The organism is Streptomyces sp. NPDC018964 (genome assembly GCF_044390325.1).
GTDB lineage: Bacteria > Actinomycetota > Actinomycetes > Streptomycetales > Streptomycetaceae > Streptomyces.
The window spans coordinates 24996-43939 of sequence record NZ_JBIRYZ010000004.1; the positions used below are offsets into that span (position 1 = coordinate 24996).

The 18944-nt window shown below is 67.0% G+C and carries 14 protein-coding genes and 1 tRNA gene; 14 read left to right on the top strand and 1 reads right to left on the bottom strand.

Annotated features, from left to right (window positions below; all coding sequences use genetic code 11):
• Positions 1 to 70 precede the first annotated feature (70 nt).
• On the bottom strand, positions 71 to 1297 hold the full coding sequence (locus ACH5AO_RS07775) for a pyridoxal phosphate-dependent aminotransferase (RefSeq protein ID WP_398922933.1): 1227 nt from the start codon (positions 1295 to 1297) through the stop codon (positions 71 to 73).
• Positions 1298 to 1570: 273 nt separating this feature from the next.
• Between ACH5AO_RS07775 and ACH5AO_RS07780 the strand changes: the two genes are divergently transcribed.
• From ACH5AO_RS07780 to fusA, 14 genes are all read left to right on the top strand, one after another.
• Positions 1571 to 1643: transfer RNA gene (locus tag ACH5AO_RS07780), tRNA-Trp, on the top strand.
• 110 nt (positions 1644 to 1753) lie between these two features.
• Complete coding sequence (gene secE / locus ACH5AO_RS07785) at positions 1754 to 2041, top strand: preprotein translocase subunit SecE (protein ID WP_361736840.1); 288 nt, start codon at positions 1754 to 1756, stop codon at positions 2039 to 2041.
• 80 nt (positions 2042 to 2121) lie between these two features.
• Positions 2122 to 2958, top strand: a complete 837-nt coding sequence (gene nusG, locus ACH5AO_RS07790; protein WP_398922935.1) for a transcription termination/antitermination protein NusG — start codon at positions 2122 to 2124, stop codon at positions 2956 to 2958.
• 168 nt (positions 2959 to 3126) lie between these two features.
• Positions 3127 to 3561 carry a 50S ribosomal protein L11 gene (rplK, locus tag ACH5AO_RS07795; protein ID WP_004927359.1) on the top strand — a complete coding sequence of 145 codons (435 nt, stop codon included), beginning with the start codon at positions 3127 to 3129 and terminating at the stop codon, positions 3559 to 3561.
• Between the two features lie 82 nt (positions 3562 to 3643).
• Complete coding sequence (rplA, locus tag ACH5AO_RS07800; RefSeq protein ID WP_189558446.1) at positions 3644 to 4369, top strand: 50S ribosomal protein L1; 726 nt, start codon at positions 3644 to 3646, stop codon at positions 4367 to 4369.
• A gap of 171 nt (positions 4370 to 4540) precedes the next feature.
• Positions 4541 to 5461, top strand: a complete 921-nt coding sequence (locus tag ACH5AO_RS07805; protein ID WP_398922938.1) for a hypothetical protein — start codon at positions 4541 to 4543, stop codon at positions 5459 to 5461.
• Positions 5462 to 5774: 313 nt separating this feature from the next.
• The gene (gene rplJ / locus ACH5AO_RS07810) at positions 5775 to 6305 is read left to right on the top strand and encodes a 50S ribosomal protein L10 (RefSeq protein WP_085570272.1); all 531 of its coding nucleotides are present in this window, start codon (positions 5775 to 5777) and stop codon (positions 6303 to 6305) included.
• Between the two features lie 123 nt (positions 6306 to 6428).
• Positions 6429 to 6815 carry a 50S ribosomal protein L7/L12 gene (gene rplL / locus ACH5AO_RS07815; protein WP_398922939.1) on the top strand — a complete coding sequence of 129 codons (387 nt, stop codon included), beginning with the start codon at positions 6429 to 6431 and terminating at the stop codon, positions 6813 to 6815.
• A 580-nt stretch (positions 6816 to 7395) separates the two neighbouring features.
• Positions 7396 to 10881: a DNA-directed RNA polymerase subunit beta gene (rpoB, locus tag ACH5AO_RS07820; RefSeq protein ID WP_398922941.1), complete on the top strand. Its 3486-nt coding sequence runs from the start codon at positions 7396 to 7398 to the stop codon at positions 10879 to 10881.
• 94 nt (positions 10882 to 10975) lie between these two features.
• Positions 10976 to 14875, top strand: coding sequence for a DNA-directed RNA polymerase subunit beta' (locus ACH5AO_RS07825; RefSeq protein ID WP_398922943.1), 3900 nt, complete (start codon positions 10976 to 10978; stop codon positions 14873 to 14875).
• A gap of 152 nt (positions 14876 to 15027) precedes the next feature.
• Entirely contained in the window at positions 15028 to 15588 is a 561-nt protein-coding gene (locus tag ACH5AO_RS07830; RefSeq protein WP_398922945.1) for a DUF1707 and DUF4190 domain-containing protein, read from the top strand.
• Between the two features lie 278 nt (positions 15589 to 15866).
• Entirely contained in the window at positions 15867 to 16238 is a 372-nt protein-coding gene (gene rpsL / locus ACH5AO_RS07835) for a 30S ribosomal protein S12 (RefSeq protein ID WP_003948652.1), read from the top strand.
• Positions 16239 to 16240: 2 nt separating this feature from the next.
• Positions 16241 to 16711, top strand: a complete 471-nt coding sequence (gene rpsG, locus ACH5AO_RS07840) for a 30S ribosomal protein S7 (protein WP_003992340.1) — start codon at positions 16241 to 16243, stop codon at positions 16709 to 16711.
• A 39-nt stretch (positions 16712 to 16750) separates the two neighbouring features.
• A complete protein-coding gene (gene fusA / locus ACH5AO_RS07845; RefSeq protein WP_361736863.1) occupies positions 16751 to 18877 on the top strand; it encodes an elongation factor G in 2127 nt (708 codons plus the stop codon).
• Positions 18878 to 18944 lie beyond the last annotated feature (67 nt).

The following is an 18944-nucleotide window of genomic DNA, read 5'->3' on the forward strand; positions in this document are numbered from 1 at the left end:
GTCTTGCTCGCACAAACGAACAGGGGCGCCCGGGAGGAGACCCGGGCGCCCCTGGGGCGGAGGGGCGACGTCAGTCGCGCGCCTCCGCCAGCAGCTTCTGGATCCGGCTCACGCCCTCGACGAGGTCCTCGTCGCCCAGCGCGTACGACAGCCGCAGGTAGCCCGGCGTGCCGAACGCCTCACCCGGCACCACCGCGACCTCGGCCTCCTCCAGGATGAGCGCCGCCAGCTCGACCGAGTCCCGCGGCCGCTTGCCCCGGATCTCCTTGCCGATCAGCGCCTTCACCGAGGGGTAGGCGTAGAACGCGCCCTCGGGCTCCGGGCAGACCACGCCGTCGATCTCGTTGAGCATCCGGACGATGGTCTTCCGGCGCCGGTCGAAGGCCTCGCGCATCGTCGCGACGGCGTCCAGGTCACCGGAGACGGCGGCGAGTGCGGCCACCTGGGCGACGTTGGAGACGTTCGACGTGGCGTGCGACTGCAGGTTGGTCGCGGCCTTCACCACGTCCTTCGGGCCGATGATCCAGCCGACCCGCCAGCCCGTCATCGCGTACGTCTTCGCCACACCGTTGACCACGATGCACTTGTCGCGCAGCTCCGGCAGGAGCGCGGGCAGCGACACGGACACGGCGTCGCCGTAGACCAGGTGCTCGTAGATCTCGTCGGTCAGCACCCACAGGCCGTGCTCGACGGCCCACTTGCCGATCGCCTCGGTCTCGGCCTCGCCGTAGACCGCGCCGGTCGGGTTCGACGGGGAGACGAAGAGGACGACCTTCGTCTTCTCGGTGCGGGCCGCCTCCAGCTGCTCCACGCTCACCCGGTAGCCGGTGGTCTCGTCGGCGACCACCTCGACCGGGACACCGCCGGCCAGCCGGATCGACTCCGGGTACGTGGTCCAGTACGGCGCCGGGACGATGACCTCGTCGCCCGGGTCGAGGATCGCGGCGAAGGCCTCGTAGATGGCCTGCTTGCCGCCGTTGGTGACCAGGATCTGCGACGGGTCGACCTCGTAGCCGGAGTCGCGCAGCGTCTTGGCGGCGATCGCCGACTTCAGCTCCGGAAGGCCGCCGGCCGGCGTGTACCGGTGGTACTGCGGGTTCTTGCAGGCCTCGATCGCGGCCTCGACGATGTAGTCCGGCGTCGGGAAGTCGGGCTCACCGGCGCCGAAGCCGATCACCGGTCGCCCGGCGGCCTTGAGGGCCTTGGCCTTGGCGTCCACGGCGAGGGTGGCGGACTCGGAGATCGCGCCGACTCGGGCGGAGACCCGGCGCTCGGTGGGAGGGGTTGCAGCGCTCATGAAGCCCATCGTTCCAGACCGGAAACCCACCCGGCACGGGGGTTTCACGTACTGAACAACACCGGGCGAACCCCTGAACGCCGGTCCGGACCGGCGCCGCCGGAACACCGCGTCCGGGACGATCTTCCGCCGGGGCGGCACTTCCCGGGCGCTTTCTGTTCGACGCCCGGCCCAGGAACACGTACACTCTCACCTCGTTGGCCTTCAGCGGCCCGCGCTCGGTCGGTGCACACCAAGCATCCGGTCGGATGCGGTACGTTGGGGAACACACAAAGGGTCGTAGCTCAATTGGTAGAGCACTGGTCTCCAAAACCAGCGGTTGGGGGTTCAAGTCCCTCCGGCCCTGCTACACACACCTTCGCCAGGATGTGTGCGCATGTACGTACAGCAATGCACCGCCGTGCGGGCTCCGAACCGGGCGCGGCACGGCCACGACCCGGAATCAGGTGAGGACGAGTGACGGACGCCGTGGGCTCCATCGACATGCCTGATGCCCAGGATGAGGCGCCGGATTCCCAGAAGAAGACCCGCAAGGGCGGAAAGCGGGCCAAGAAGGGTCCGCTGAAGCGCCTCGCGCTCTTCTACCGCCAGATCATCTCGGAGCTCCGCAAGGTCGTCTGGCCGTCCCGGAACCAGTTGACGTCGTACACGACCGCCGTGATCGTCTTCGTCGTCCTGATGATCGGTCTGGTCACCTTGATCGACTATGGCCTCAGCAACGCCGCCAAGTACGTCTTCGGCTGAGCCGAGAGCGAAGAGCGCCGAGGTATCCGGCGCTCCTTTTCGCATGTTCCACCCCTTGTATCCAGGAAGAAGCAGCCACCGTGTCTGACCCGAACGTGAACGACGCCGTCGAGCCTTACGGCGAAGGCGCCGAGTCCGCCGAGGACGCGCTCGCCGCCGTCGAGGGCGCGGACGTCGAGGACACCGAGGCCTTCGCCGAGGCCGAGGCTGCCGACACCACCGCGGACGAGAGCGACGAGGCGGACGAGACCACCGAGGCCGTGGAAGCGGCCGAGGAGGCCGAAGAGCCCGAGGACGACCGCGACCCGGTCGAGAAGCTCCGCGAGGAACTGCGGACGCTGCCCGGCGAGTGGTACGTCATCCACACCTACGCGGGCTACGAGAACCGGGTGAAGACCAACCTGGAGCAGCGCGCCGTCTCGCTGAACGTCGAGGAGTACATCTTCCAGGCCGAGGTGCCGCAGGAAGAGGTCGTCCAGATCAAGAACGGCGACCGCAAGACGATCAAGCAGAACAAGCTCCCGGGCTACGTCCTGGTCCGCATGGACCTGACGAACGAGTCCTGGGGCGTCGTCCGCAACACCCCCGGTGTCACCGGCTTCGTGGGCAACGCCTACGACCCGTACCCGCTGACGTTGGACGAGATCGTCAAGATGCTCGCCCCGGAGGCCGAGGAGAAGGCCGCCCGCGAGGCCGCCGAGGCCGAGGGCAAGCCGGCCCCGCAGCGCAAGGTCGAGGTCCAGGTGCTGGACTTCGAGGTCGGCGACTCGGTCACCGTCACCGACGGCCCGTTCGCCACGCTGCAGGCGACCATCAACGAGATCAACCCCGACTCCAAGAAGGTCAAGGGCCTGGTGGAGATCTTCGGCCGCGAGACGCCGGTCGAGCTCTCCTTCGACCAGATCCAGAAGAACTAGCCCTTCTGGCACACAGCTTCCGAACAGGTCAGGCGGGCGTGCGAGCGCCCGTCTGACCTGCTCGGTTTTTGGCCGCGCATCTATACCCGTTATCGTTGTGCGGTATGCCTGCGTCCGGGTTGTCCCCATGACGTGGGCAGGACCCGAATCGAAAGGACCCGGAGAGCCATGCCTCCCAAGAAGAAGAAGGTCACGGGGCTCATCAAGCTCCAGATCCAGGCCGGTGCCGCGAACCCGGCTCCGCCGGTCGGCCCCGCGCTGGGTCAGCACGGCGTGAACATCATGGAGTTCTGCAAGGCCTACAACGCCGCGACCGAGTCGCAGCGCGGCTGGGTCATCCCGGTGGAGATCACGGTCTACGAGGACCGTTCCTTCACCTTCGTGACCAAGACCCCGCCGGCCGCCAAGATGATCCTCAAGGCCGCGGGCGTGGAGAAGGGCTCCGGCGAGCCGCACAAGACCAAGGTCGCGAAGATCACGCGTGACCAGGTCCGTGAGATCGCCACCACCAAGATGCCCGACCTCAACGCCAACGACCTGGACGCCGCCGAGAAGATCATCGCCGGCACCGCCCGTTCCATGGGCGTCACGGTCGAGGGCTGACCTCCACCCCCGTAAGCCAAGCAGTAGTGGCAGGGCCTGCTCGGCCCGGACCACGACTCCTCAGATTCCACAGGAGCTTTCAGTGAGCAAGCGCAGCAAGTCTCTCCGCGCTGCGGACGCCAAGATCGACCGGGAGAAGCTGTACGCCCCGCTCGAGGCCGTCCGTCTCGCCAAGGAGACGTCCACGACCAAGTTCGACGGCACCGTCGAGGTCGCCTTCCGCCTGGGTGTCGACCCGCGCAAGGCCGACCAGATGGTCCGTGGCACCGTGAACCTCCCGCACGGCACCGGTAAGACCGCCCGGGTCCTGGTCTTCGCGACCGGTGACCGTGCCGAGGCCGCGCGTGCCGCGGGCGCCGACATCGTCGGCGCCGACGAGCTGATCGACGAGGTGTCGAAGGGCCGTCTGGACTTCGACGCCGTCGTCGCCACCCCGGACCTCATGGGCAAGGTCGGCCGCCTCGGCCGCGTGCTCGGTCCCCGTGGTCTGATGCCGAACCCGAAGACCGGCACCGTGACCCCGGACGTCACCAAGGCCGTCAACGACATCAAGGGCGGCAAGATCGAGTTCCGCGTCGACAAGCACTCGAACCTGCACTTCATCATCGGCAAGACGTCGTTCGACGACACCAAGCTGGTGGAGAACTACGGTGCGGCGCTGGAGGAGATCCTCCGTCTGAAGCCGTCCGCCGCCAAGGGTCGCTACATCAAGAAGGCCGCCATCACCACCACGATGGGCCCCGGCATTCCGCTCGACCCGAACCGCACCCGCAACCTCCTCGTCGAGGAGGACCCGGCCGCCGTCTGAGCCGGGTGGGCCGGGTGACCGGTCCGTGCACACAGCGTGAGAACCCGTCCCCGCGTTTCGTCCGAGGCGCGGGGACGGGTTGTTTGTTTCGTACGACAGTGTCAGTGGCGTGGGTTACCTTTTTCCTGACTTCACAGGCGTAGCACAGCGGAACAACCAGGGGTGGGATGCATGGGCGTGGCCACATGGAAGCGCGCGGGTGTCTGTCTGACGGCCGTGGCCGTCGTCGTGGGCGTCGCGGGCTGTCAGGACGGTGACTCGGCGGGGGCCGGGGTCCAGACGCAGAACGAGATGACCGAGGTCCTCCAGGCCGCCTTCAAGAACACGTCGGAGGCCAAGTCCTCCAAGGTCCGGATGACCATGACGATGCCGGGTGCGACGGGCGGCGGCACCATGGAGATCTCCGGCGTGCAGGGCTGGGACCCGGCCGTCATGGACGTCACCATGGAGGGCTCCGCGCTGACCGCGGCCGGCCCGGACGCTCCCGAGCAGGTCCGCATGATCATGCTCGACAACGTCATGTACATGGACATGGGGACGAAGCAGGCCGCCGAGATGGACGGCAAGCGCTGGATGAAGATGGACTTCGCCGCCATAGCCGAGGCGTCCGGCGACGCCGAGATCCAGAAGCGGATGACCAGCGGCCTGGAGAACATGAACCAGGACCCGGCGAAGCAGCTCGCCCTGCTGCTGGAGTCGCCGAGCCTGAAGCACGTCGGACCGGAGAAGGTCGACGGCGTCCAGACGCAGCGGTACAAGGGCACGCTGAGCTTCGAGGAGATGGTCGACGCCAACGCGTCCTTCGACATGCTCTCCGAGGAGGAGCGCGAGGAGCTGCTCGCCAACGCCGAGAAGACGGGACTGAAGGGGTATGACACCGAGGTCTGGGTCAACGAGGACAACTACCCGGTCAAGATGGTCGTCGGCATGAAGATGCCCCAGGGCGCGGTGAACGTGACGGCGAACTACTCCGACTACGGCGCCAAGGCCGAGGTCGAGGCCCCGGCGGCGAAGGACACGTTCGACCTCATGGAGATGCTGAAGGAGCTGGAAGGCCTCGGGGCGGACTCCGAGGCCGGCCTCGGAGCCTGAGGGCCCTGACGCTCCCGATGCCCCCGATCGGCCGATTTGCTTGACGCCGATCCGTTCGCGTACTCTTCCACGGAAGCCAAAGACCGCTGGTCGTTGCCGTGCGCTCATCAGAGTTCACGGTGGCCGAAGGATCCGCTGAACTGCGGACGACCCGCGCAGGTGTCAGTGGAAGAGTTCCCGGAGTTCGCTGCCGCAAGGACGCGAGCGACCGGTTGAGCTACGCCCCGTGCGCCTGCGCCCGGGGCGTTTCGTTTTCCCCAGTCCTCCTTCGGGTCCGCGCGGTCCGAATCACCCGGAAGGAGGCCGAGGCTCTATGGCGAGGCCCGACAAGGCTGCCGCGGTTGCCGAGTTGACGGACCAGTTCCGCAACTCCAGCGCCGCCGTGCTGACCGAGTACCGCGGTCTCACCGTGGCCCAGCTCAAGCAGCTGCGCCGTTCGCTCGGTGAGAACGCCCAGTACGCCGTGGTGAAGAACACGCTGACCAAGATTGCGGCCAACGAGGCCGGGATCTCGACGCTGGACGACCTGTTCAACGGTCCGACGGCAGTCGCCTTCGTCACCGGTGACCCGGTGGAGTCGGCGAAGGGTCTTCGTGACTTCGCCAAGGACAACCCGAATCTCGTCATCAAGGGCGGTGTCCTTGACGGCAAGGCGCTGTCCGCCGACGAGATCAAGAAGCTTGCGGACCTCGAGTCCCGCGAGGTTCTGCTCGCCAAGCTGGCGGGCGCTTTCAAGGGCAAGCAGACGCAGACTGCTCAGCTCTTCCAGGCGCTCCCCTCGAAGCTCGTCCGCACCGTGGACGCGCTCCGTGCCAAGCAGGACGAGCAGGGCGGTGCCGAGTAATTCGGCTCGCTTCCCGATCCTCGTCGCACGCACCGCGTGAGGTGAGGGTCGACGCGGGCCCGACGTACGCCCGCCTCACCCCGTACATCCGGCACCTGCCGATTTAGTGGAAGGACCGCCATCATGGCGAAGCTCAGCCAGGAAGACCTGCTCGCCCAGTTCGAGGAGATGACCCTCATCGAGCTCTCCGAGTTCGTGAAGGCCTTCGAGGAGAAGTTCGACGTCACCGCCGCCGCCGCGGTCGCCGCCGTCGCCGCCCCGGGTGCCCCGGGCGCCCCGGCCGAGGCCGCTGAGGAGAAGGACGAGTTCGACGTCATCCTCACCGGTGCCGGCGACAAGAAGATCCAGGTCATCAAGGTCGTGCGCGAGCTGACCTCCCTGGGTCTGAAGGAGGCCAAGGACCTCGTGGACGGCGCCCCGAAGCCCGTCCTCGAGAAGGTCGCCAAGGACGCCGCCGAGAAGGCCGCCGAGTCCCTCAAGGGCGCCGGCGCCTCCGTCGAGGTCAAGTAACACCTCCGGGGTCCCCACGGGTCCCCCACGCGTCCTCAGGGACGTGTAACGCTCAAGCGCCGAGGAGCGATCATCCATCCGGGTGGTCGCTCCTCGGCGTATGAGGGGTCCGGTGGCGGCTGTCTTGCACCCGGGACGGCGGGGAGTAGGGTGATCTTCGTCGTGCCTCCGGGGCCCGCGAGGATGTGCCTGGTGACAGGCGGTTCCGGCAAGGGGGGCCTTGACGAACCGCACGCGGCGCGTAATTCTCAGGACGCGTCGTCGCAAGGAAACGAATCCGAGGCATGGATCGACGGCAAAGAGGGCAGTATCACCGTGCGTTGAGGGCAGCGCCTTGTCGCAGGAGTTGAGAAGAACGAGGGTCTCCACCGGTTGTGCAAACCGGCATTGGACATCAGTGTGCCAAGTGGCTACACTGACCCTTTGCGCTGCCTGTTAGCTGTCCCCTGCCCGTCACCAGGGGCATGCCCTCGCTCGAGCACCGACGACTAGATCATCTCTGACCTGGGATGTCTGTCTCTCTGCCCAGTGGGGGGCCGGTACGCGCGTAGTGAGTCCGAGCCCTCGGAAGGACCCCCTCTTGGCCGCCTCGCGCAACGCCTCGACCGCGAATACGAACAACGGCGCCAGCACCGCCCCGCTGCGCATCTCCTTTGCAAAGATCAAGGAGCCTCTCGAGGTTCCGAACCTGCTCGCGCTGCAGACCGAGAGCTTCGACTGGCTGCTCGGCAACACGGCCTGGCAGAGTCGGGTCGAGGAGGCTCTCGAGAACGGGCAGGACGTCCCCACCAAGTCCGGTCTGGAGGAGATCTTCGAGGAGATCTCCCCGATCGAGGACTTCTCCGGGTCGATGTCGCTGACCTTCCGCGACCACCGCTTCGAGCCGCCGAAGAACTCCATCGACGAGTGCAAGGAGCGCGACTTCACGTACGCGGCCCCGCTCTTCGTCACCGCCGAGTTCACCAACAACGAGACCGGCGAGATCAAGTCCCAGACCGTCTTCATGGGCGACTTCCCGCTCATGACGAACAAGGGCACCTTCGTCATCAACGGCACCGAGCGTGTCGTGGTGTCGCAGCTGGTCCGTTCGCCGGGTGTCTACTTCGACTCCTCCATCGACAAGACGTCCGACAAGGACATCTTCTCCGCCAAGATCATCCCGTCCCGGGGTGCCTGGCTGGAGATGGAGATCGACAAGCGCGACATGGTCGGTGTCCGCATCGACCGCAAGCGCAAGCAGTCCGTCACCGTCCTCCTGAAGGCGCTCGGCTGGACCACCGAGCAGATCCTCGAGGAGTTCGGCGAGTACGAGTCCATGCGCGCCACCCTGGAGAAGGACCACACCCAGGGTCAGGACGACGCGCTGCTCGACATCTACCGCAAGCTGCGTCCGGGCGAGCCCCCCACGCGTGAGGCCGCGCAGACGCTGCTCGAGAACCTGTACTTCAACCCCAAGCGCTACGACCTCGCCAAGGTCGGCCGCTACAAGGTGAACAAGAAGCTCGGCGGGGACGAGCCGCTGGACGCCGGCGTGCTCACCACCGACGACATCATCGCCACCATCAAGTACCTGGTGAAGCTGCACGCCGGGGAGACCGAGACGGTCGGCGAGTCCGGTCGCTCGATCATGGTCGAGACCGACGACATCGACCACTTCGGCAACCGCCGCATCCGCAACGTCGGCGAGCTGATCCAGAACCAGGTCCGTACGGGTCTCGCCCGTATGGAGCGCGTCGTGCGTGAGCGCATGACCACCCAGGACGTCGAGGCGATCACGCCGCAGACCCTGATCAACATCCGGCCGGTCGTCGCCTCCATCAAGGAGTTCTTCGGCACCAGCCAGCTGTCGCAGTTCATGGACCAGAACAACCCGCTGTCGGGGCTGACGCACAAGCGTCGTCTGAACGCCCTCGGCCCGGGTGGTCTCTCCCGTGAGCGGGCCGGCTTCGAGGTCCGCGACGTGCACCCGTCGCACTACGGCCGCATGTGCCCGATCGAGACGCCCGAAGGCCCGAACATCGGTCTGATCGGCTCGCTCGCCTCCTACGGCCGGATCAACCCGTTCGGCTTCATCGAGACGCCGTACCGCAAGGTCGTCGAGGGCCAGGTCACCGACGAGGTCGACTACCTGACCGCCGACGAGGAGGACCGCTTCGTCATCGCGCAGGCCAACGCCCCGCTCAACGACGACATGCGGTTCGTGGAGAACCGGATCCTGGTCCGCCGCCGCGGCGGCGAGGTCGACTACGTCCCCGGTGACGACGTCGACTACATGGACGTCTCGCCGCGCCAGATGGTGTCGGTCGCGACCGCCATGATCCCGTTCCTCGAGCACGACGACGCCAACCGCGCCCTCATGGGCGCGAACATGATGCGCCAGGCCGTGCCGCTGATCAAGAGCGAGTCCCCGCTCGTCGGCACCGGCATGGAGTACCGCTCCGCCGTCGACGCCGGCGACGTGGTCAAGGCCGAGAAGGACGGTGTGGTCCAGGAGGTCTCCGCGGACTACATCACCACCGCCAACGACGACGGCACGTACATCACGTACCGCCTGGCCAAGTTCTCCCGGTCCAACCAGGGCACCTCGGTCAACCAGAAGGTCATCGTCAACGAGGGCGACCGGGTCATCACCGGCCAGGTCCTCGCCGACGGCCCGGCCACGCAGAACGGCGAGATGGCGCTCGGCAAGAACCTGCTGGTCGCGTTCATGCCGTGGGAGGGTCACAACTACGAGGACGCGATCATCCTGTCGCAGCGCCTCGTGCAGGACGACGTCCTCTCCTCGATCCACATCGAGGAGCACGAGGTCGACGCCCGTGACACCAAGCTCGGCCCCGAGGAGATCACCCGGGACATCCCGAACGTCTCCGAGGAGGTCCTCGCCGACCTCGACGAGCGCGGCATCATCCGCATCGGTGCCGAGGTCATCGCCGGTGACATCCTCGTCGGCAAGGTCACGCCCAAGGGTGAGACCGAGCTGACCCCCGAGGAGCGCCTGCTCCGCGCGATCTTCGGTGAGAAGGCCCGTGAGGTCCGCGACACCTCGCTGAAGGTGCCGCACGGCGAGACCGGCAAGGTCATCGGCGTGCGCGTCTTCGACCGTGAGGAGGGCGACGAGCTTCCCCCCGGCGTCAACCAGCTGGTGCGCGTCTACGTCGCGCAGAAGCGCAAGATCACCGACGGTGACAAGCTCGCCGGCCGTCACGGCAACAAGGGCGTCATCTCCAAGATCAACCCGATCGAGGACATGCCGTTCCTCGAGGACGGCACCCCGGTCGACATCATCCTCAACCCGCTGGGTGTCCCGTCCCGAATGAACCCGGGACAGGTCCTGGAGATCCACCTCGGCTGGCTCGCCAGCCGCGGCTGGGACGTCTCCGGCCTCGCGGAGGAGTGGGCGCAGCGGCTCCAGGCCATCGGCGCCGACAAGGTCGAGCCCGGCACCAACGTCGCCACCCCGGTCTTCGACGGCGCGCGTGAGGACGAGCTCGCGGGTCTGCTCCAGCACACCATCCCGAACCGTGACGGCGAGCGCATGGTGCTCCCCTCCGGCAAGGCGCGGCTGTACGACGGCCGCTCGGGCGAGCCGTTCCCGGAGCCGATCTCGGTCGGCTACATGTACATCCTGAAGCTGCACCACCTGGTCGACGACAAGCTGCACGCGCGTTCGACCGGTCCGTACTCCATGATCACCCAGCAGCCGCTGGGTGGTAAGGCTCAGTTCGGTGGCCAGCGGTTCGGCGAGATGGAGGTGTGGGCACTCGAGGCGTACGGCGCCGCCTACGCGCTCCAGGAGCTGCTGACCATCAAGTCCGACGACGTGACCGGCCGCGTGAAGGTCTACGAGGCCATCGTCAAGGGCGAGAACATCCCCGAGCCCGGCATCCCCGAGTCCTTCAAGGTCCTCATCAAGGAGATGCAGTCCCTGTGCCTGAACGTGGAGGTGCTGTCCAGCGACGGTATGTCCATCGAGATGCGTGACACCGACGAGGACGTCTTCCGCGCTGCGGAGGAGCTCGGCATCGACCTGTCCCGGCGCGAGCCGAGCAGCGTCGAAGAGGTCTGACGGGAGTGGGGCGGCCTTCCCCGTGAAGGCCGCCCGCCCCAGGACCCCCGTTTCAGACCCCAAGACTTACAACCCTGAGAGGGATTGACGCATAGTGCTCGACGTCAACTTCTTCGACGAGCTCCGGATCGGTCTGGCCACCGCTGACGACATCCGTCAGTGGAGCCACGGCGAGGTCAAGAAGCCCGAGACCATCAACTACCGCACCCTCAAGCCCGAGAAGGACGGACTCTTCTGCGAGAAGATCTTCGGTCCGACCCGGGACTGGGAGTGCTACTGCGGCAAGTACAAGCGCGTCCGCTTCAAGGGCATCATCTGTGAGCGCTGTGGCGTCGAGGTCACGCGCGCCAAGGTGCGCCGCGAGCGGATGGGCCACATCGAGCTGGCCGCGCCCGTCACGCACATCTGGTACTTCAAGGGCGTTCCGTCGCGCCTCGGGTACCTGCTCGACCTCGCCCCGAAGGACCTGGAGAAGGTCATCTACTTCGCGGCGTACATGATCACGTACGTCGACGAGGAGCGCCGCACCCGCGACCTGCCCTCGCTGGAGGCCCACGTCTCCGTCGAGCGCCAGCAGATCGAGAACCGTCGCGACGCCGACCTCGAGGCCCGCGCCAAGAAGCTCGAGACCGACCTGGCCGAGCTGGAGGCCGAGGGCGCCAAGGCCGACGTGCGCCGCAAGGTGCGCGAGGGCGCCGAGCGCGAGATGAAGCAGCTGCGCGACCGCGCGCAGCGCGAGATCGACCGCCTCGACGAGGTGTGGACCCGGTTCAAGAACCTCAAGGTCCAGGACCTCGAGGGCGACGAGCTGCTCTACCGCGAGCTGCGCGACCGCTTCGGCACGTACTTCGACGGCTCGATGGGTGCCGCGGCGCTGCAGAAGCGCCTGGAGTCCTTCGACCTCGAGGAGGAGGCCGAGCGCCTCCGCGAGATCATCCGTACCGGCAAGGGCCAGAAGAAGACCCGTGCGCTCAAGCGGCTGAAGGTCGTCTCCGCGTTCCTGCAGACGTCCAACAGCCCCAAGGGCATGGTGCTCGACTGCGTGCCGGTCATCCCGCCGGACCTGCGTCCGATGGTGCAGCTCGACGGTGGCCGCTTCGCGACCTCCGACCTGAACGACCTGTACCGCCGTGTCATCAACCGCAACAACCGCCTGAAGCGGCTTCTCGACCTCGGCGCGCCCGAGATCATCGTGAACAACGAGAAGCGCATGCTCCAGGAGGCCGTCGACGCGCTCTTCGACAACGGCCGCCGCGGCCGCCCGGTGACGGGCCCCGGCAACCGTCCGCTGAAGTCGCTGTCCGACATGCTCAAGGGCAAGCAGGGCCGCTTCCGTCAGAACCTGCTCGGCAAGCGAGTCGACTACTCGGCGCGTTCCGTGATCGTCGTCGGCCCGCAGCTCAAGCTGCACCAGTGCGGTCTGCCGAAGGCCATGGCGCTGGAGCTCTTCAAGCCGTTCGTGATGAAGCGCCTGGTCGACCTGAACCACGCGCAGAACATCAAGTCGGCCAAGCGCATGGTCGAGCGCGGCCGCACGGTCGTGTACGACGTCCTCGAAGAGGTCATCGCGGAGCACCCGGTCCTGCTGAACCGCGCTCCCACGCTGCACCGCCTCGGCATCCAGGCCTTCGAGCCGCAGCTGGTCGAGGGCAAGGCCATCCAGATCCACCCGCTCGTGTGCACCGCGTTCAACGCGGACTTCGACGGTGACCAGATGGCCGTGCACCTGCCGCTGTCCGCGGAGGCGCAGGCCGAGGCCCGCATCCTGATGCTGTCCTCGAACAACATCCTCAAGCCGGCCGACGGCCGCCCGGTGACGATGCCGACCCAGGACATGGTCCTCGGTCTGTTCTTCCTCACCACCGACGGCGAGATGCGCGACCTCAAGGGCGAGGGCCGTTCCTTCGCCTCGGTCGCGGAGGCGATCATGGCCTTCGACGCGGGCGAGCTGTCGCTCCAGTCGAGGATCGACGTCCGCTTCCCGGTCGGCACCATCCCGCCGCGCGGCTGGACCCCGCCGGTGGCCGAGGAGGGCGAGTCGGAGTGGCAGCAGGGTGACCCGTTCCGCCTGAACACCACCCTGGGCCGTGCGCTCTTCAACGAGCTGCTGCCCGAGGACTACCCGTTCGTCGACTACGAGGTCGGCAAGAAGCAGCTCTCCGAGATCGTCAACGACCTCGCCGAGCGCTACCCGAAGGTCATCGTGGCGGCGACGCTCGACAACCTGAAGGCGGCCGGCTTCTTCTGGGCCACCCGTTCCGGCGTCACCGTCGCCATCTCCGACGTCGTCGTCCCCGAGGCGAAGAAGGAGATCGTCAAGGGCTACGAGGCGCAGGACGAGAAGGTCCAGAAGCAGTACGAGCGCGGTCTGATCACCAAGGACGAGCGCACGCAGGAGCTCATCAAGATCTGGACCATGGCGACCAACGAGGTCGCCGAGGCGATGAACGACAACTTCCCGAAGACCAACCCGATCTTCATGATGGTGAACTCGGGCGCACGAGGCAACATGATGCAGATGCGTCAGATCGCCGGTATGCGTGGTCTGGTGTCGAACGCGAAGAACGAGACGATCCCGCGTCCGATCAAGGCGTCGTTCCGCGAGGGCCTGTCCGTGCTGGAGTACTTCATCTCCACGCACGGTGCCCGTAAGGGTCTGGCGGACACCGCCCTGCGTACCGCCGACTCGGGTTACCTCACCCGTCGTCTGGTCGACGTCTCCCAGGACGTCATCATCCGCGAGGAGGACTGCGGCACCGACCGCGGTCTGCGCCTCAAGATCGCGAGCCGGGACGAGACGGGCGTGCTCCGCAAGGAGGGCGACGTCGAGACCTCCGTGTACGCGCGCTGCCTCGCCGAGGACATCGTGGTCGACGGACAGGTGCTGGCCCCGGCCGGCACCGACCTGGGCGACGTCCTCATCGAGGAGCTCGTCTCCCGCGGCGTCGAGGAGGTCAAGACCCGCTCGGTCCTGACCTGCGAGTCCGCCGTCGGCACCTGCGCGATGTGCTACGGCCGTTCGCTGGCCACCGGCAAGCTGGTCGACATCGGTGAGGCGGTCGGCATCATCGCCGCCCAGTCCATCGGTGAGCCCGGTACCCAGCTGACGATGCGTACCTTCCACACCGGTGGTGTGGCCGGTGACGACATCACCCAGGGTCTGCCCCGTGTCGTCGAGCTCTTCGAGGCCCGTACCCCGAAGGGTGTCGCCCCGATCTCCGAGGCCTCCGGCCGCGTGCGGATCGAGGAGACCGAGAAGACCAAGAAGATCGTCGTCACCCCGGACGACGGCAGCGACGAGACGGCCTTCCCGATCTCGAAGCGCGCCAAGGTCCTGGTCGGCGAGGGCGACCACGTCGAGGTGGGCCAGCAGCTCACCGTGGGTGCCACCAACCCGCACGACGTGCTGCGCATCCTGGGTCAGCGTGCCGTCCAGGTCCACCTGGTCGGCGAGGTCCAGAAGGTCTACAACTCGCAGGGTGTGTCGATCCACGACAAGCACATCGAGATCATCATCCGGCAGATGCTGCGCCGGGTGACGATCATCGAGTCGGGTGACGCGGAGCTGCTGCCCGGCGAGCTGGTCGAGCGTTCGAAGTTCGAGACCGAGAACCGTCGTGTGGTCCAGGAGGGCGGTCACCCGGCCTCCGGTCGTCCGCAGCTGATGGGTATCACCAAGGCCTCGCTGGCGACGGAGTCCTGGCTGTCGGCCGCCTCCTTCCAGGAGACGACCCGGGTGCTGACGGACGCGGCGATCAACGCCAAGTCCGACAGCCTCATCGGCCTCAAGGAGAACGTCATCATCGGTAAGCTCATCCCGGCCGGTACGGGTCTGTCCCGCTACCGCAACATCCGGGTCGAGCCGACCGAGGAGGCCAAGGCCGCGATGTACTCGGCCGTCGGCTACGACGACATCGACTACTCGCCGTTCGGCACGGGCTCCGGCCAGGCCGTTCCGCTGGAGGACTACGACTACGGTCCGTACAACCAGTAAGGCGTACGTCTGAAGCACTGAGGGGCGGTCACTCCGTACGGGGTGGCCGCCCCTCGGCGTCGTGTACCGGCCGTGTGCCGCCGAACCCGTGCCGGAACGGCCGTCCGAGCGCATCATGGAGGGACCCGGTGTGACGGGGGAGGTGGTGTCCGGTGTCGTACGCGCCGTATCCGCAGGGGCAGCCCTGGCAGCAGGGGCAGGGCGTGCCGCAGCCGTGGGCCGGGCAGCCGTGGGCCGGCCGGGCCGGCCCGCCGATGCTCGCCTCGCACGCCGACCGGGAGCGGGCCGTGGACGTCCTCAGGGCCGGGTACGGGGAGGGACGGCTGGAGAAGTCCGAGTTCGACCGGAGGGTCGCGCGGGCGTACGCCGCCCGCACGGTGGGGGAGCTGGCGCTGCTGGTGGCCGACCTGCCGCAGGGGCCCGTACCGCATGCGGTGCCCGCCGTGCCGGCGGTGTTCCGGCCGGCGCCCCGGGTGCGGGTGAACGGCAAGGCGGTCGCCTCCGCCGTCTGCGGAGGGCTCTGCCTGGTCACCTTCGGGCTCACCGGTATCCCGGCGGTGATCCTGGGGCACGCGGCGCGGGCCGAGATCAGGCGCACGGGGGAGGAGGGCGACGGACTGGCGCTGACCGGTCTGGCGCTCGGCTGGCTGGCGAACGGGGCGTGGGTGGTCCTGATGTTCCTGTCGTTCGCGCTCGCGCTGGCGTCCGGTTGACAACCGGGGAACGACGTGTTCCGTGCAGCGGCGCGGGTCGGCTCCATTTGTTTTGACCGAAGTCCGTACGGTAGGTACGCTCAGACCTTGTGCCTGGGGTGTGCCCTGGCCTTCGTGCGTGCCATCACACCGCACCGGGGGCTGCTGAACGGCCACCGCAATCCACACGTTCTTTCCGCCGTGCGGCGGAAGTCCGCGGGATTCGACACACCCGACCGCGTGGGTCGGTGACGTTCCAGGTTAGCTTCACCGTTCGGCACACAGAAACCGGAGAAGTAGTGCCTACGATCCAGCAGCTGGTCCGCAAGGGCCGGCAGGACAAGGTCGAGAAGAACAAGACGCCCGCACTCGAGGGTTCCCCTCAGCGTCGTGGCGTCTGCACGCGTGTGTTCACGACCACCCCGAAGAAGCCGAACTCGGCCCTGCGTAAGGTCGCGCGTGTGCGTCTGACCAGCGGCATCGAGGTCACGGCCTACATTCCGGGTGAGGGACACAACCTGCAGGAGCACTCCATCGTGCTCGTGCGCGGCGGCCGTGTGAAGGACCTGCCGGGTGTTCGCTACAAGATCATCCGCGGTTCCCTCGACACCCAGGGTGTCAAGAACCGCAAGCAGGCTCGCAGCCGTTACGGCGCCAAGAAGGAGAAGTAAGAATGCCTCGTAAGGGCCCCGCCCCGAAGCGCCCGGTCATCATCGACCCGGTCTACGGTTCTCCTCTGGTGACCTCCCTGATCAACAAGGTGCTGCTCAACGGCAAGCGCTCCACCGCCGAGCGCATCGTCTACGGCGCCATGGAGGGTCTGCGTGAGAAGACGGGCAACGACCCGATCATCACGCTGAAGCGCGCGCTGGAGAACATCAAGCCGACCCTCGAGGTCAAGTCCCGCCGTGTCGGTGGTGCGACGTACCAGGTTCCGATCGAGGTCAAGCCCGGTCGTGCCAACACGCTCGCGCTGCGCTGGCTGGTCGGTTACTCCCGCGCCCGTCGCGAGAAGACCATGACCGAGCGTCTGCTCAACGAGCTTCTCGACGCCTCCAACGGCCTGGGTGCCGCTGTGAAGAAGCGCGAGGACACGCACAAGATGGCCGAGTCCAACAAGGCCTTCGCGCACTACCGCTGGTAGTCGCTACCCACATCGAGACCGAGAGAAGACTGAAGCCTTATGGCTACCACTTCACTTGACCTGGCCAGGGTCCGCAACATCGGGATCATGGCCCACATCGACGCGGGCAAGACGACCACCACCGAGCGGATCCTGTTCTACACCGGTGTGTCGTACAAGATCGGTGAGGTCCACGACGGCGCCGCCACCATGGACTGGATGGAGCAGGAGCAGGAGCGTGGCATCACGATCACGTCCGCTGCCACCACCTGCCACTGGCCGCTCGAGGACAACGACTACACGATCAACATCATCGACACCCCCGGGCACGTCGACTTCACCGTCGAGGTGGAGCGTTCCCTGCGTGTGCTCGACGGTGCCGTGACCGTGTTCGACGGTGTCGCCGGTGTCGAGCCCCAGTCCGAGACGGTGTGGCGTCAGGCCGACCGTTACGGCGTCCCGCGCATCTGCTTCGTCAACAAGCTGGACCGTACCGGCGCCGAGTTCCACCGCTGCGTGGACATGATCTCGGACCGCCTGGGCGCCCAGCCGCTCGTCATGCAGCTCCCGATCGGTGCCGAGGCCGACTTCCAGGGCGTCGTGGACCTGGTCCGCATGAAGGCGCTCGTGTGGTCCGCCGAGGCCGCCAAGGGCGAGATGTACGACGTCGTCGACATCCCGGCCACGCACACCGAGGCCGCCGAGGAGTGGCGCGGCAAGCTGGTCGAGGCCGTCGCGGAGAACGACGAAGAGATCATGGAGCTGTTCCTGGAGGGCCAGGAGCCCACCGAGGAGCAGCTGTACGCCGCGATCCGTCGCATCACCATCGCGTCCGGCAAGTCCAGCGACACCACGGTCACCCCGGTGTTCTGCGGCACCGCGTTCAAGAACAAGGGCGTCCAGCCCCTGCTCGACGCGGTCGTGCGCTACCTGCCGACCCCCCTCGACGTCGAGGCCATCGAGGGCCACGACCCGAAGGACGCCGAGGTCGTCGTCAAGCGCAAGCCGTCCGAGGACGAGCCGCTGGCCGCGCTCGCGTTCAAGATCATGAGCGACCCGCACCTCGGCAAGCTCACCTTCGTCCGGGTCTACTCGGGCCGCCTGGAGTCCGGCACCGCCGTGCTGAACTCCGTCAAGGGCAAGAAGGAGCGCATCGGCAAGATCTACCGCATGCACGCCAACAAGCGTGAGGAGATCGAGTCGGTGGGCGCCGGCGACATCGTCGCCGTCATGGGCCTGAAGCAGACCACCACCGGTGAGACGCTGTCCGACGACAAGAGCCCGGTCATCCTGGAGTCCATGGACTTCCCGGCGCCGGTCATCCAGGTCGCCATCGAGCCCAAGTCGAAGGGCGACCAGGAGAAGCTGGGCGTCGCGATCCAGCGCCTGGCCGAGGAGGACCCGTCCTTCCAGGTCCACTCGGACGAGGAGACGGGCCAGACCATCATCGGTGGTATGGGCGAGCTGCACCTCGAGGTGCTGGTCGACCGCATGCGCCGTGAGTTCAAGGTCGAGGCCAACGTCGGCAAGCCCCAGGTCGCCTACCGTGAGACGATCCGCAAGGCCGTCGAGCGCGTGGACTACACCCACAAGAAGCAGACCGGTGGTACCGGTCAGTTCGCCAAGGTGCAGATCGCGATCGAGCCGATCGAGGGCGGCGACGCCTCGTACGAGTTCGTGAACAAGGTGACCGGTGGCCGCATCCCGAAGGAGTACATCCCTTCGGTGGACGCCGGCGCCCAGGAGGCCATGCAGTTCGGCATCCTGGCCGGCTACGAGATGACGGGCGTCCGCGTCACGCTCATCGACGGTGGCTACCACGAGGTCGACTCCTCCGAGCTCGCGTTCAAGATCGCCGGTTCGCAGGCCTTCAAGGAGGCCGCGCGCAAGGCTTCGCCCGTGCTCCTGGAGCCGATGATGGCCGTCGAGGTCACCACGCCCGAGGACTACATGGGTGAGGTCATCGGCGACATCAACTCCCGCCGTGGCCAGATCCAGGCCATGGAGGAGCGGGCCGGTGCCCGCGTCGTGAAGGGTCTCGTGCCCCTCTCGGAGATGTTCGGTTACGTCGGCGACCTGCGCAGCAAGACGTCCGGCCGTGCCAGCTACTCCATGCAGTTCGACTCCTACGCCGAGGTTCCGCGGAACGTCGCCGAGGAGATCATCGCGAAGGCCAAGGGCGAGTAACGGACTCCGTTTAACGGACCCCGTATCCACGCTTTAGGCTTGACCCCGGAGCCTGCAGGGGACATTC

What these genes read in the sequence shown, in the direction of transcription:
- ACH5AO_RS07775 (WP_398922933.1), bottom strand. Translation starts at nt 1,297, where the DNA reads ATGAGCGCTGCAACCCCTCCCACCGAGCGCCGGGTCTCCGCCCGAGTC.
- rplK (WP_004927359.1), top strand. Translation starts at nt 3,127, where the DNA reads ATGCCTCCCAAGAAGAAGAAGGTCACGGGGCTCATCAAGCTCCAGATC.
- ACH5AO_RS07805 (WP_398922938.1), top strand. Translation starts at nt 4,541, where the DNA reads ATGGGCGTGGCCACATGGAAGCGCGCGGGTGTCTGTCTGACGGCCGTG.
- rplJ (WP_085570272.1), top strand. Translation starts at nt 5,775, where the DNA reads ATGGCGAGGCCCGACAAGGCTGCCGCGGTTGCCGAGTTGACGGACCAG.
- rplL (WP_398922939.1), top strand. Translation starts at nt 6,429, where the DNA reads ATGGCGAAGCTCAGCCAGGAAGACCTGCTCGCCCAGTTCGAGGAGATG.
- rpsG (WP_003992340.1), top strand. Translation starts at nt 16,241, where the DNA reads ATGCCTCGTAAGGGCCCCGCCCCGAAGCGCCCGGTCATCATCGACCCG.
- fusA (WP_361736863.1), top strand. Translation starts at nt 16,751, where the DNA reads ATGGCTACCACTTCACTTGACCTGGCCAGGGTCCGCAACATCGGGATC.